Source organism: Streptomyces sp. NPDC054932, from assembly GCF_053610205.1.
On record NZ_JBSGXU010000216.1, the window covers coordinates 1 to 13046 of the forward strand.

The 13046-nt window shown below is 68.6% G+C and carries 11 protein-coding genes; 3 read left to right on the top strand and 8 right to left on the bottom strand.

The window, feature by feature from the left end; all coding sequences use genetic code 11:
- Positions 1–65 precede the first annotated feature (65 nt).
- Complete coding sequence (arc, locus tag ACWGE1_RS35540; protein WP_030389611.1) at positions 66–1832, bottom strand: proteasome ATPase; 1767 nt, start codon at positions 1830–1832, stop codon at positions 66–68.
- Positions 1833–2096: 264 nt separating this feature from the next.
- Here arc and ACWGE1_RS35545 point away from each other — a divergent pair, with 264 nt between their 5' ends.
- The gene (locus ACWGE1_RS35545; protein WP_453424595.1) at positions 2097–2417 is read left to right on the top strand and encodes a ferredoxin; all 321 of its coding nucleotides are present in this window, start codon (positions 2097–2099) and stop codon (positions 2415–2417) included.
- 4 nt (positions 2418–2421) lie between these two features.
- Here ACWGE1_RS35545 and ACWGE1_RS35550 read toward each other — a convergent pair whose 3' ends face one another.
- From ACWGE1_RS35550 to ACWGE1_RS35560, 3 genes are all read right to left on the bottom strand, one after another.
- Entirely contained in the window at positions 2422–3021 is a 600-nt protein-coding gene (locus ACWGE1_RS35550) for a hypothetical protein (protein WP_453424596.1), read from the bottom strand.
- Positions 3022–3199: 178 nt separating this feature from the next.
- Positions 3200–4096: a tRNA (adenine-N1)-methyltransferase gene (locus ACWGE1_RS35555; protein ID WP_030016358.1), complete on the bottom strand. Its 897-nt coding sequence runs from the start codon at positions 4094–4096 to the stop codon at positions 3200–3202.
- 18 nt (positions 4097–4114) lie between these two features.
- Entirely contained in the window at positions 4115–5314 is a 1200-nt protein-coding gene (locus ACWGE1_RS35560; RefSeq protein ID WP_453424597.1) for a site-2 protease family protein, read from the bottom strand.
- A gap of 156 nt (positions 5315–5470) precedes the next feature.
- Here ACWGE1_RS35560 and ACWGE1_RS35565 point away from each other — a divergent pair, with 156 nt between their 5' ends.
- Positions 5471–6391 (top strand): RecB family exonuclease, encoded by a 921-nt coding sequence (locus tag ACWGE1_RS35565; protein WP_453424598.1) that lies wholly within the window; start codon positions 5471–5473, stop codon positions 6389–6391.
- 64 nt (positions 6392–6455) lie between these two features.
- Positions 6456–7127, top strand: coding sequence for a response regulator (locus ACWGE1_RS35570; protein WP_150256702.1), 672 nt, complete (start codon positions 6456–6458; stop codon positions 7125–7127).
- Positions 7128–7411: 284 nt separating this feature from the next.
- On the opposite strand, the gene ACWGE1_RS35575 is transcribed toward ACWGE1_RS35570, so the two are convergent.
- The 4 genes from ACWGE1_RS35575 to ACWGE1_RS35590 all read right to left on the bottom strand — a co-directional run.
- Entirely contained in the window at positions 7412–8995 is a 1584-nt protein-coding gene (locus ACWGE1_RS35575) for an ABC transporter substrate-binding protein (RefSeq protein WP_453424599.1), read from the bottom strand.
- Between the two features lie 71 nt (positions 8996–9066).
- Positions 9067–10671: an ABC transporter substrate-binding protein gene (locus ACWGE1_RS35580; protein ID WP_453424600.1), complete on the bottom strand. Its 1605-nt coding sequence runs from the start codon at positions 10669–10671 to the stop codon at positions 9067–9069.
- 530 nt (positions 10672–11201) lie between these two features.
- A complete protein-coding gene (locus ACWGE1_RS35585; protein ID WP_453424601.1) occupies positions 11202–11903 on the bottom strand; it encodes an HAD family hydrolase in 702 nt (233 codons plus the stop codon).
- A 114-nt stretch (positions 11904–12017) separates the two neighbouring features.
- Positions 12018–13046, bottom strand: a 1029-nt coding sequence (locus ACWGE1_RS35590; RefSeq protein ID WP_453424602.1) for a vitamin B12 dependent-methionine synthase activation domain-containing protein, incomplete at its 5' end; no start/stop codon positions are given.

Here is a 13046-nt window from a genome sequence, read left to right on the forward strand (position 1 = left end):
TCGGGGGGGGGCCCCCTGGGGGGGGGCGGGGGGGGGGGGCGCCCCCCCCCCCCCCCCGCTCCGGGTCAGAGGTACTGACCGGTGTTTGCCACCGTGTCGATGGAGCGTCCGGTGTCCGCGCCTTGCTTTCCGGTGACGAGGGTGCGGATGAATACGATCCGCTCGCCCTTCTTTCCGGAGATGCGGGCCCAGTCGTCCGGGTTGGTGGTGTTGGGCAGGTCCTCGTTCTCCTTGAACTCGTCCACGCAGGCCTGGAGCAGGTGGGAGACCCGCAGGCCCTTCTGGTTGTGTTCGAGGAATGCCTTGATCGCCATCTTCTTGGCACGGTCGACGATGTTCTGGATCATCGCGCCCGAGTTGAAGTCCTTGAAGTAGAGGACTTCCTTGTCGCCGTTGGCGTACGTGACCTCGAGGAAGCGGTTCTCCTCGGTTTCGGCGTACATCTGCTCGACGACGGTCTGGATCATGCTGTGGACGGTGCCGTCCTTGGAGCCCTGGTGTTCGGACAGGTCGTCCGTGTGCAGGGGCAGCGAGGCCTTGAGGTACTTCGCGAAGATGTCCTTCGCGGCCTCGGCGTCCGGACGCTCGATCTTGATCTTCACGTCGAGGCGGCCGGGGCGCAGGATGGCCGGGTCGATCATGTCCTCGCGGTTGGAGGCGCCGATGACGATGACGTTCTCCAGGCCTTCCACGCCGTCGATCTCGGCGAGCAGCTGGGGGACGATGGTGTTCTCCACGTCCGAGCTGACGCCGGATCCGCGGGTGCGGAAGAGGGATTCCATCTCGTCGAAGAAGACGATGACGGGGGTTCCCTCGCTGGCCTTCTCGCGGGCACGCTGGAAGACGAGGCGGATGTGCCGCTCGGTCTCGCCGACGTACTTGTTGAGGAGTTCGGGGCCCTTGATGTTCAGGAAGTAGGACTTCCCGGCGGGCTGGCCGGTCACCTCGGCGACCTTCTTGGCAAGGGAGTTGGCGACGGCCTTGGCGATGAGCGTCTTGCCGCAGCCGGGCGGGCCGTAGAGCAGGATGCCCTTCGGGGGCCGCAGTTCGTGTTCCTTGAAGAGGTCCGGGTAGAGGTAGGGGAGCTCGACCGCGTCGCGGATCAGCTCGATCTGGTCGCCCAGGCCGCCGATCTTGTCGTAGTCGATGTCCGGGACCTCTTCGAGGACGAGTTCTTCGACCTCGCTCTTGGGGACGACCTCGTAGACGTAGCCGGAGCGGGGTTCGAGCAGGAGGGCGTCGCCGGGGCGGATGGTGATGTCCAGGAGCGGCTCGGCGAGCCTCACCACCCTTTCCTCGTCGGTGTGCCCGACGACCAGGGCGCGCTCGCCGTCCTCGAGGATTTCCTTGAGGGTGACGATGTCCCCGGCCCGCTCGAATTCCATGGCCTCGACCACGTTGAGGGCCTCGTTGAGCATGACTTCCTGGCCGCGCCGGAGGTCTTCCGGGTCGACGCTGGGGCTGACGTTCACGCGGAGCTTTCGGCCTCCGGTGAAGATGTCGACGGTGCCGTCCTCGTTCGCCTGCAGGAAGACACCGAAACCGGCCGGCGGCTGTGCGAGCCGGTCGACTTCTTCCTTGAGGGCCACAATCTGGTCGCGGGCCTCACGGAGGGTATTCGCGAGTCGTTCGTTCTGTGCGGATACGCCGGCCAGGTTTGTCTGGAGCTCGACGATCCGCTCTTCGAGAATCCTCGTGTGTCGCGGAGAGTCGGCGAGCTTTCGTCGCAGGACGGCGATTTCCTGCTCGAGATAGGCAACCTGTCCGGCGGGGTCCTCGGACCCTCGCGCGGGCCGGATGCCGCGGTTGATGTCGTCGTCGTGGGCTGCCACGGTCCTCACCTCCTCCAAGGGGAGCTGGACGCTTCCTGACCCTACCTGGGCTGGTGGTGATTGAAACCCCTAGATCACAAAGACGGTAGAGGTGTGTCCGATCTTCACCCTTGCGTACTCCCTCACGCCAAGGAAATACCCACCCATCAAACTAGGGATGCAGCCGGTTGTAAGGTCGAACTGTTCAACACCCGTCAGGGCTCGCGCGACTTGCTGCGGGTTGTGACCGGGATGGATCACTCAGCGCAGGGAACGGCAGGAGATATGACCGTGCAGCAGGAGGCTCCGACGGGCGGTGTCGGCGAGGCCGGCGAGCCGCTCGAGGTCTGGATCGATCAGGACCTGTGCACCGGGGACGGCATCTGCGCGCAGTACGCGCCTGAGGTGTTCGAGCTGGACATTGATGGTCTGGCGTATGTGAAGAGCGCGGAGGACGAGCTCCTGCAGGAGGTGGGGGCGACCACTCCGGTTCCGCTGACGCTGCTCCAGGACGTGGTCGACTCGGCGAAGGAGTGCCCGGGTGACTGTATTCACGTAAGGCGCGTTTCGGACAGGGTGGAAGTCTTCGGTCCCGACGCGGAGTGACGTTTCAAACACTCCTGGCGGCCGACTCCGTCAGCTCCTGGCGGAATTTTCCGTCGTGCCAGCGCCACTTGGCGAGCTGTTTCGTGTCGGGGCTGTAGCGGGGCACGTCGGGTGAGGAGTAGCCGACGAGGGTGGCCGTGACGATCCCGTCGCGCACGGTGAGCCCGGTGGCGGTCTGTCGCCGGGCGGTGTCGAGCAGGGTGGCGACGACGCGGGGGCGGGCGCCTTCGGCCGGGTCCTGGGTGAGTACGTAGATCGCGTGGGGCGGGGTGCCGGAGCCGGCGTCGCAGCGGACGGCGGCCACGGTCTCGGGGCGGCCGTCGCCGTCGAGGTCGCCCTGGGCGCTGGTGGTGACGGTCTGCGGGGTGCCTCTGCAGTCGAGGGGGTAGGTGACGCCTGCCGGGTCGGGGGCGGCTGCTGCCCGGGGGCCCTTGGCTGCGGGTTCCCCGGTGGTCGCCGGAGTGCCGGTGGCGGGCTGTACGAGTCCTGCGGCGGCTATGACGGCGGCCATGGCGGTGGCCGTGGCGAGCCAGTGGACGGGCCTGGCGCCGGTGTGCGCCAGGTTTCCCGTGGTCGGGTCCGGCTCGGCGGGGCTGTGCGGCACGCGGGGTGTCTCCTGTGCGAAGGGTGACGGGGAGCCAGCATCGTGCCACACCTCACACGGAGGTGGAACGGCTGGGTCCGGCACTGGTGCACGGACAACGAAAAGGCGCTGTGGCGCAGTTCCCGGGTGGGTCGGGGGAACTGCGCCACAGCGCCTTCGTGTTGGGTCTGCGGGGCCGTTATGCGGAGCGGTCGCTGCCGGGGCCGTCGTAGTCCTCGCCGTAGGCGCCCTTGGCGGGGCGGCGGCGGCGCATGGGGGGCTCGACTCCGTCCGCGAGGCGGCGGGCGGTGACGAGGAAGCCGGTGTGGCCGATCATCCGGTGGTCGGGGCGGACGGCGAGGCCTTCCACGTGCCAGTTGCGGATCATCGATTCCCAGGGCTGCGGCTCGGCGAAGCAGCCGATCTCGCGGATGGACTCGACGGTCTTGGAGAGCTGGGTGGTGGTGGCCACGTAGCAGCAGAGGATGCCGCCGGGGACCAGTGCCTTGGAGACGGCCTCCAGGCACTCCCAGGGGGCGAGCATGTCGAGGATGACCCGGTCGACGTCGGTGTCGGACAGGTTGTCCTGGAGGTCGCCGACGGTGAGCTGCCACGCGGGGTGGGGTCCGCCGAAGTAGCGTTCGACGTTGGCGGTGGCGATCTCGGCGAAGTCCGCGCGGCGCTCGTAGCTGTGGAGCATGCCCTGGTCGCCGATGGCGCGCAGCAGGAAGCTGCTCAGGGAGCCGGAGCCCACTCCCGCTTCCACGACGCGTGCGCCGGGGAAGATGTCGGCGAAGGCCAGGATCTGGCCCGCGTCCTTGGGGTAGACCACGGCGGCGCCGCGGGGCATGGACAGGACATAGTCGGGGAGCAGGGGTCGCAGCGCGAGGTATGCGACGTTGCCCGTGGTGCGGACAACGCTGCCTTCGGGAGCACCGATCAGCTCGTCGTGCGGGAAGGAACCCTTGTGGGTGTGGAAATTCTTCCCGGCTTCGAGCGTGAACGTGTAGTGGCGGCCCTTGGGGTCGGTGAGCTGTACCTGGTCCCCGACCTCGAAGGGCCCGCGTCGGCGGGCGGCACCGGTCGGTTCGGACATGTGAACAGTGTATTGGCTTCAGGACTGGGGCCGTGCCATGGCCTTCACGAAGGCTTTTTCGACGTCGAGGGTGGACAGGACGCCGTAGATGGTGCCGCCGGTTTCGAGGACGAGGTACTCGGTGGCGGGGGTGGCGCGGAGGTGGTCGAGGAGTTCTTCGCCGGTGAGGTCCGCTGAAACCTTCATGCCGTCGGTGAGGTCCTGGGCGAGGGTGCTGACGGCGACCCAGGGGCGGCGGTGTTCGGGGACGGAGGCGATGGCGGTTTCGCGGACGATGGCGGTGGGGTCGCCGTGTCCGTCGACGACGACGAGGGCGCGGGCGCCGGCTTCGTTGGCTCGGCGGAGGGCTTCGGAGAGGGGGGTGGCGTTCTCGACGGGGATGGCGCGTCGGGTGAGGGTGCGGGCGCGCAGTTCCGGGAGGTGTTCGCGCAGGCGGGCCATGCGCAGGCTGTTGCCGGCGCCGGTCCAGATGATGGCGGCGAGGATGGCGGCGAGCAGGGCGTCCATGACGGTGTTCATGCCGCCGATTTCCTCGGTGCGGTTGCCGAGGAATCCGGTGTGGGTGAGGAGGGGGAGGCCGAGGAGGACGGCGAGGGCGAGGCCGCGGCCGACCCAGGCGGCGGCGACGGTGCCGGCCATGGGCCTGCCGGTGATGCCCCAGATGACGGCGCGGAGCATGCGGCCGCCGTCGAGGGGGAGGCCGGGGAGGAGGTTGAAGGCCGCCACGAGGAGGTTGGAGATCATCAGGCCGGCGAGGAGGACGCCGGGGACGGTGGCGGGGTCGACGGCTTTCATGCCGAGGTAGAAGGCTCCGGCGAGGAGGAGGGAGAGCAGGGGGCCGACGAAGGCGAGGACGAATTCGCGGCCGGGTGTCTCGGATTCCTTTTCGATCTCGGAGACTCCGCCGAAGAACTGGAGCTGAATGCGGCGCACGGGCAGTTTGAAGCGCAGGGCTGCGACGGTGTGCGCGAGTTCGTGGACCAGGACGGAGGCGTAGAAGGCGACGGCGAAGAAGAGGGAGACGAGGTAGCGGACGGGTCCGAGGTCGGGCAGGACGCGGTCGAGCTGGTCGCCGAAGACCCAGGTGATGAGGGCGGCGACGAGGAACCAGCTGGGCGAGACGTAGACGGGTACGCCGAAGGGGCGGCCCATGAGGAGTCCGCCGCCCGGTCCGGAGCGCTTGCCTGCGCGCTCGCCGGTTTCGTCGGTGTCTGCCACGGCTGTCCTTCGTTCGGTGCTGGTGTTTCCAGTGTGGTTCTGTTCGCGTTCGTGGTGGTGGTGTAGCGGGTTGTGATGCTCCGATCATGCAGTGCGAGGGGGCTTGGCGTCGATGGTATGCGCGTGCTGTCGGCGGTGGGTCGTAGGGTTTTGTGCATGACGACGAGCCCCGGTGCTGTGCCTGGCGCAGCCGATGCCGATGCGCGGAGCGCTGTGGCGCCCACTTCGCTCTCCCCTTCGCGGGCGAGCGATTTCATGCAGTGCCCGCTGCTGTACCGGTTCCGGGTGATCGACAGGCTGCCGGAGAAGCCGAGTGCGGCGGCGACGCGCGGGACGCTGGTGCACGCGGTGCTGGAGCGGCTTTTCGACCGTCCGGCGCAGGAGCGGACGGCGCCGGCGGCCAAGGCGCTGGTGCCCGGGCAGTGGGACCGCCTGCTGGAGTCGAAGCCGGAGCTGACGGAGCTGTTCCCGGAGGGTGACGAGGGGGCGGCGCTGGCGCGCTGGCTGACGGAGGCCGAGGCGCTGGTCGAGCGGTGGTTCACGCTGGAGGACCCGACGCGGCTGGAGCCGGTGGAGCGGGAGTTCTTCGTGGAGACCGAGCTGGAGTCGGGGCTGCGGTTGCGCGGGATCATCGACCGGGTGGACGTGGCGCCGACGGGTGAGGTGCGGATCGTCGACTACAAGACGGGGAAGGCGCCGCGGCCGGAGTATGCCGAGGGTGCGCTGTTCCAGATGAAGTTCTACGCGCTGGTGGTGTGGCGGCTGAAGCAGGTGGTGCCGCGGCGGCTGCAGCTGGTGTATCTGGGCAGTGGGGACGTGTTGACGTACGACCCGGTGGTGGCGGACCTGGAGCGGGTGGAGCGCAAGCTGCTCGCGCTGTGGGAGGCGATCCGGGAGGCGACGGAGACGGGTGAGTGGCGGCCGCGGCCCACGAAGCTGTGCGGCTGGTGTGATCATCGGGCGGTGTGTCCGGAGTTCGGCGGGACTCCCCCGCCCTATCCTCTGGTGATCTCCCCCGGACGCCCCGGGGAGGTTCCCCCTGCGCGGGAGGGGGCGGAGCTCCCGGCGGAGTCCTGATCTTGGTGTCAGGGCAGAATGGACGGGCCCGCCGTAGCCGTCCGACGAATACGAGGTAGACCCCGTGGCCATCCGCGTCCTGCTGGTCGACGACCAGCCACTCCTGCGCACCGGCTTCCGGATGATCCTGGAGGCGGAGGAGGACCTGGCGGTGGTCGGTGAGGCCGGGGACGGTCTGCAGGCGCTGGACCAGGTGCGTGCGCTGCAGCCCGATGTGGTGCTGATGGACATCCGGATGCCGCGGATGGACGGGGTGGAGGCGACCCGGCAGATCACCGGTCCGGAGCGCAACGGGCCGGCGAAGGTGCTGGTGCTGACCACGTTCGATCTGGACGAGTACGTGGTGGAGGCGCTGCGGGCGGGGGCGAGCGGCTTCCTGCTGAAGGACGCGCCGGCCAATGAGCTGGTGCAGGCGATCCGGGTGGTCGCGGCGGGTGAGGCGATGCTCGCGCCGAGCATCACGCGGCGGCTGCTGGACAAGTACGCGGGGCATCTGCCGTCGGGCGAGGAGAGCCTGCCGGACACGCTGGGGACGCTGACCGAGCGCGAGGTCGAGGTGCTGAAGCTGGTGTCCCGCGGGCTGTCGAATGCGGAGATCGCGGCGGATCTGTTCGTGAGCGAGACGACGGTCAAGACGCATGTGGGGCACGTGCTGACGAAGCTGGGGCTGCGGGACCGGGTCCAGGCGGCGGTGTACGCGTACGAGAGCGGCCTGGTGCGGCCGGGGGCGCAGTAGCCCTGCGCCTGTGCGCCTGCGGCGCGCCCGGCCTCCGGTGCCCCCCTGTGTCCGAGGGGGCGGCACTGCTGCGGGGCCGGCCGTACCGCGCGCCCCGCCCCGGACTTCGGTCGGCCCGCATGTGTCGGACCGCTGCACGGGCGAGTGGGCCGAAGGGGCGCGCCGGGGAGTGAGGGCGAACGCGCGGAGGAAATGCGAGGAACGAGCATTTCCGAGCACGTACGCCCTCACGAGCCGGCAAGAGGCGCCCCGGAGGCGAAGCGGGCCCTGAAGGAGAGGGCGGCTCAGCCCTTGCTGATCTCCCAGAAGCGGAAGACCGTCGAGGCGTCGAGGGACCACTGCAGGCCGTTCACGTTCTGGCGGGTGACGGCGTACTGCTTGCCCTGCCAGAGCGGGAGGAGCGGGAGCTCGTCGGCGACGATGTCCTGGAGGCGGTTGTAGTCCGTGTTGGCCGCGGCGCGGTCGGACTTCGCGGAGGTCGACGGGATGATGGTCCCGGTGATCTCCTTGTTGTCGTAGTTGTTGTTGAGGACGTTGCCCGGGCCGAAGAACGGCTGGGTGAAGTTGTCGGCGTCCGGGTAGTCGGGCACCCAGCCCTTGACGTAGATGCCGTACTTGCCGGCCTGGATGTCCTTCTCGTACTGCTCGTACTCGACGGACTTGACGTCGGCCTCGAAGAGACCGCTGTCGTTGAGCTGCTTGGCGATGACCTCGAACTGCTGGTCGGTGGAGGGACCGTAGCGGGACGGGGTGGAGTACAGGGTGACCTTGACCTTGCCGTTGATGTTGGCGGCCTTGAGGACGGCCTTGGCCTTCTCGGGCTGCGGGGTGCCGCCGTAGCGGTCGAAGAACGGCGTCGTGTGGCCGGCGATGCCGGTCGGCACGATGGAGTACAGGGCGGTGGCGGTGCCCGCGTACACGTCCTTGACGAGGGCTTCGCGGTCCACGAGGTAGGCGATGGCCTTGCGGACGGGGAGCTTGCCGACGACGGGGTCGTTGACGTTGAACACCATGTGCTCGACCTCGGCGCCGGTGCCCTGGACGACGTCGACCTTGTTGTCGCCGGTCTTGGTCGAGGCGAGGGCGGCGATGTCCTTGGCTGCGAGGCCGCGGAACGCGAAGTCGACGTCGCCGCTCTCCAGGACCGTCTTGAGGCCGGCCTGGTCGCCGTTGAAGAACTTCAGCGTGACGCCGGTGTTCTTGGCCTTGGCCTTGCCGGTGTACGACTCGTTGACGGAGAAGGTGGCGCTCTTCTCGCTGAAGGAGTCGAGCTTGTAGACGCCGGAGCCGATGGCCTTGTTGTCGGAGCGGAGCTTGTCGGCCGGGTACTCGGTGTGGTCGACGATGGAGCCCGCGCCCGACGCGATCTTGCTGGGGAAGGTGGCGTCGGAGGTCTTGAGCCGGAAGACGATGGTCTTGTCGTCGGGGGCGTCGATGCCCGCGATCGACGAGAGCATCACGGCCGGGCCGTTCTCGTCGTTGATCTTCAGCGTGCGCTCGAAGGAGAACTTGACGTCCTTCGAGGTGAGGCTGTGGCCGTTGCTGAACTTCAGGCCGGGCTTCAGGACGCACTTGTAGAGCTTGCTGTCACCGCCCTCGAAGCTGCAGGTCTGCGCGGCGTCGGGCTCGGGGGTGGTTCCGCCCTTGGGGAAGCTCAGCAGCGACTGGAAGACGTTGTTGAACAGCAGCCAGGAGCCCGGGTCGTAGCCCGATGCCGGGTCGGTGGACTTCACCTTGTCGGATATGCCCATGACCACACCCTTGCCGCTGCCGGCATTGGAGCCATCGGTCGAACCGCAACCGCTGAGCAGCGCGGCGGCGGTGGCTGCGCCGAGCGGGGCCGCCAGCCACTGGTTACGTCGATTCACGCGAACGTCCTTCACAGTCGAACTGTTTCGTTGCTCCGGCCCGCGACATCCGCTGCCGGTCATTGCCTTGCTCAGCCGCTTACGCCGCGGCCGAGCTCCCACAACTGGAGGTCGGAGATGGCGTTGACCGACCACTCCACTCCGGTGATCCCGTCGCGTGCGGCGACGTACTGCTTGCCCTGCCACAGGGGCAGGACGGGGACGTCGTCGGCGACGATGTCCTGCATCTCCGTGATCGCGGGAACGGCGACGTTACGGTCGACCGCGCGCCGGGATTCGGGGATGAGCCTGCTGCGCACCGCGCTGTTGGCGTACGGCGTGCCCAGGAAGTTGTCCTGCTCCAGGAACGGGGCGAGGAAGTTGTCGGCGTCCGGGTAGTCGGGGAACCAGCCGAGCCCGTAGGCGGCGTGGTCGCCCTTCTTCTGGGCGGGGCGGAAGTCCGCCCACTCGCTTCCCTGGACGGTGATGTCGAAGAGCTGGGTGGAGTTCAGCTGGGCCTTGAGGGCCTCGAACTCGGCGGCCGTGCCGTCGCCGTAGTGGTCGCTGGTGTAGTTCAGGGTCAGCTTGACCGGGGTCTTTATCCCGGCCTCCTTCAGCAGGGCGGCGGCCTTGGGCGTGTTGGCCTCGCCGTACTTGTTGTAGAAGGAGTTGACGTGGCCCGTCACGGTGGTGGGGACCAGCGAGTAGAGCGGCTGGGCGGACTTGCCGTAGACCTTGGAGATGAGCTGGCCGCGGTCGACGGCGGCCGCGAGGGCCTGGCGTACAGCCTTCTCCTTGACGACCGGCGCCTCGGTGTTGAAGCCGAGGTAGCGGATCTCCAGACCGGGCATCGGGACCAGCTTGACGCCCTTGGGCGGCTTGACGCTGAACTCGTTGACCTGAGCGGGCGACAGGGTGCGGGAGACCATGTGGATCTTCCCGTCGGCGAGTGCCTTGCCCATGGCCGGGGAGTCGGGATACGTGCGCAGTTCGACCTTGTCGTTCTGCAGCTTGATGTCGCCCTTGTAGTGCGGGTTCTTGGTGAAGACGGCGCGGACCAGCTGGTTGCCCTTGACCTCGGCCTTCATCGTGTACGGGCCGGAGCCGTCCACGGCGAAGCCCTCGCGGAGCTTCTTGGCGTCGTAGTTCTTCTCGCTGACGATGCCGGCGGCGGGGGTGGAGAGCTTGAAGGGGAAGGTCGCGTCCGGGGTCTTCAGGTGGAAGACGACGGTGTCGGCGCCCTTGACCTCGACGTTGTCGAGGGTGGAGAGCAGCGAGGACGGGCCGTTCTCGTCCTTGATGGCGCGGACCCGGTCGATGGAGAACTTGACGTCCTTGGCGGTGAGGGGCTCACCGTCGGCGAACTTCAGCCCGGGGCGCAGCGTGCAGCGGTAGCTCTCGTTGCCGGAGTCGGTGAAGCGGCAGGCGGAGGCCGCTTCGGGGACGGGCTGGCCGCCGCCGCGCGGGGTGTGCATCAGCGTCTGGACGGTCTGGCGCAGGACGTTCCAGGCGCCGGCGTCGTAGGCGTACGCGGGGTCGAAGGGGGCGGGAGCGAAGTCTGCGGCCTCGAACCGATCGGTGGTTCCGACGACGATCGCTCCGGATCCTGCTCCTCCGCCGCTCGCGCTGCCGCATGCGGCCAGCGCGGGGGTGAGCAGTCCGGCCGCGGCCGTCAGCACCATGGTCTTGCGGTTCATGCTGGAAGTACTCCCTGTAACCGGCACTTGGTCAAAGCGGCGTAGAGGGCACTTCGCGGCGGTCGCCCGTTCGGGGCGGAACGATCGGGCCGGTGTAGTGACGATCGGTCCACGCGGCCTCGGCACAGGGGTGTGTGTCGGGGTCGGCTGAGGTGCGGCGTAGTGCCCGCGTCGACACTAGTGGTCCGGGACGGGATGGCTGGAACTGACCGGACTTGGGGCGTAATCGCACCGTGATCGGAGCGAACTGCCTGTTCACTCGCAGGGCTGCGCAGATTCGGTCAGGGGCTGATCAATCCGGACACAAGGGAAGGGTCAGGGGGGTCGGGACAGGTCCGTCAGGGGGTTGACGGGTGACCAATGTCACCCTGAGCGACCGCCCCGGAGAGGATGGAATTTCAGCCTCCGGGGCATGTGACGGAAGATCCTTCCGTTGGATCTCGATCCTGCGCGCGTTCCGTTCGGTACGGAGCGTGCCTGGAGGATGCCGGTGTGTGGCGGAGGGCGGCGGTGCGTGTCGGCCGTCGCGCTCAGTTCATCGGGGCGATGAGCGAGCGCAGGAACGCCAGGTCCACGTCCTCCAGCGAGCGCACGACCGTACGCCCGGGGGCGGGTTCGATCACGCCGACCGAGGGGATGGCCACGACCCGGCAGCCGGCGGCCTCGGCGGCCGCCACACCGGTGCGCGTGTCCTCGATGACGGCGCACCTCGAGGGGTGGGCGCCCAGCGACTGCGCGGCGAACAGGTACGGGTCGGGGTGCGGCTTGGTGCGGGCCACCTCGTCACCGGCCACGGTCATCGTGAAGCGGTCACGGCCGAGGGTGAGCAGGACCTGGTCGATGACCCGGCGGTGGGAGGCGGAGACGAGGGCGGTGGGCACGTTGTGCCGGGCCAGCTCGGTCAGCAGCCGCTCGGCGCCGGGCATCAGCGGCACCCGGTCGGCGATACGGGCCTCGAAACGCTCGTTGAGCAGGACGCTCAGCTCGGCGAGGCCGATGGCGGCGCCCGTCGCCTCGATCAGGAAGGCCGCGCTGCGGCTCATCGGGCCACCGACGACCACGTCGCGCCAGGACTCCTCGAGCCGGTGCCCGAGCTCCTGGAAGATCTCCGCCTCGATCTCCCACCAGAAGCCTTCGGTGTCCACCAGGGTGCCGTCCATGTCGAGCAGCACCGCCTGCAGGGCCGAGCCGTCGGCCGTACGGGCGACGGGGGCGGGAACGGTGCTCGTCATGCGCATGCCTCTCAGAAGGGACGAGAAGGCCGGTCACCTCTTCCGCCGGGGCATACCACCCCGGGGAACAGGCGACCGGCCTGTATGGGACCGACAAGTGTACGTCTCAGGAGCTCAGCGTGCGTTGAAATACTTCGCTTCGGGGTGATGAATCACGATCGCGTCGGTGGACTGCTCCGGGTGGAGCTGGAACTCCTCCGACAGGTGGACCCCGATCCGCTCCGGCTCCAGGAGGGCGGCGATCTTCGCGCGGTCCTCCAGGTCGGGGCAGGCGCCGTAACCGAGCGAGAAGCGGGCGCCGCGGTACTTGAGGTCGAACATGTCCTCGACCTTCGCCGGGTCCTCGCCGCCGAATCCGAGCTCGGAGCGGACCCGGGCGTGCCAGTACTCGGCCATGGCCTCGGCGAGCTGGACGGACAGGCCGTGCAGCTCCAGGTACTCGCGGTAGGAGTCCGACTCGAACAGCTTGGCCGTGGCCTCGCCGATCTTCGAGCCGACGGTGACCACCTGGAGGCCGACGACATCGGTCTCGCCTGATTCCTCCGGGCGGAAGAAGTCCGCGAGGCACAGACGGCGGCCGCGGCGCTGGCGGGGGAAGGTGAAGCGGGTCCGCTCGTTGCCCTCCTCGTCCAGGATGATCAGGTCCTCGCCCTTGGAGACGCAGGGGAAGTACCCGTAGACGACCGCGGCCTCCAGGAGGTTCTCGGTGTGCAGCTTGTCCAGGAGGCCGCGCAGGCGCGGACGGCCCTCGTTCTCGACGAGCTCCTCGTACGTGGCCCCGCCCGCGCGGGCCTGCTTGAGGCCCCACTGGCCCTTGAAGAGGGCGCCCTCGTCGAGCCAGGAGGCGTAGTCCTTGAGCGGGATGCCCTTGACCACGCGGGTGCCCCAGAACGGCGGGGTGGGGACCGGGTTGTCGACGGAGACGTCGGAGCGGCCGCCCGGCTCCTCGGCCTCCTCCACCTGGAGGACGGGGGTGTCGCGCTTGGCGACGCGGCGCTGCTTGAGCTCGGGCAGGGACGCTCCGGGGACGCCGCGCTTCACCGCGATCAGGGCGTCCATGAGGCGCAGGCCCTCGAAGGCGTCGCGGGCGTAGCGGACCTCGCCCTCGTAGATCTCGTGGAGGTCCTGTTCGACGTAGGCGCG

Coding starts and splice junctions, on each gene's coding strand:
- ACWGE1_RS35545 (WP_453424595.1), top strand. CDS start 2,097: ATGACCGTGCAGCAGGAGGCTCCGACGGGCGGTGTCGGCGAGGCCGGC.
- ACWGE1_RS35555 (WP_030016358.1), bottom strand. CDS start 4,096: ATGTCCGAACCGACCGGTGCCGCCCGCCGACGCGGGCCCTTCGAGGTC.
- ACWGE1_RS35565 (WP_453424598.1), top strand. CDS start 5,471: ATGACGACGAGCCCCGGTGCTGTGCCTGGCGCAGCCGATGCCGATGCG.
- ACWGE1_RS35580 (WP_453424600.1), bottom strand. CDS start 10,671: ATGAACCGCAAGACCATGGTGCTGACGGCCGCGGCCGGACTGCTCACC.
- ACWGE1_RS35585 (WP_453424601.1), bottom strand. CDS start 11,903: ATGACGAGCACCGTTCCCGCCCCCGTCGCCCGTACGGCCGACGGCTCG.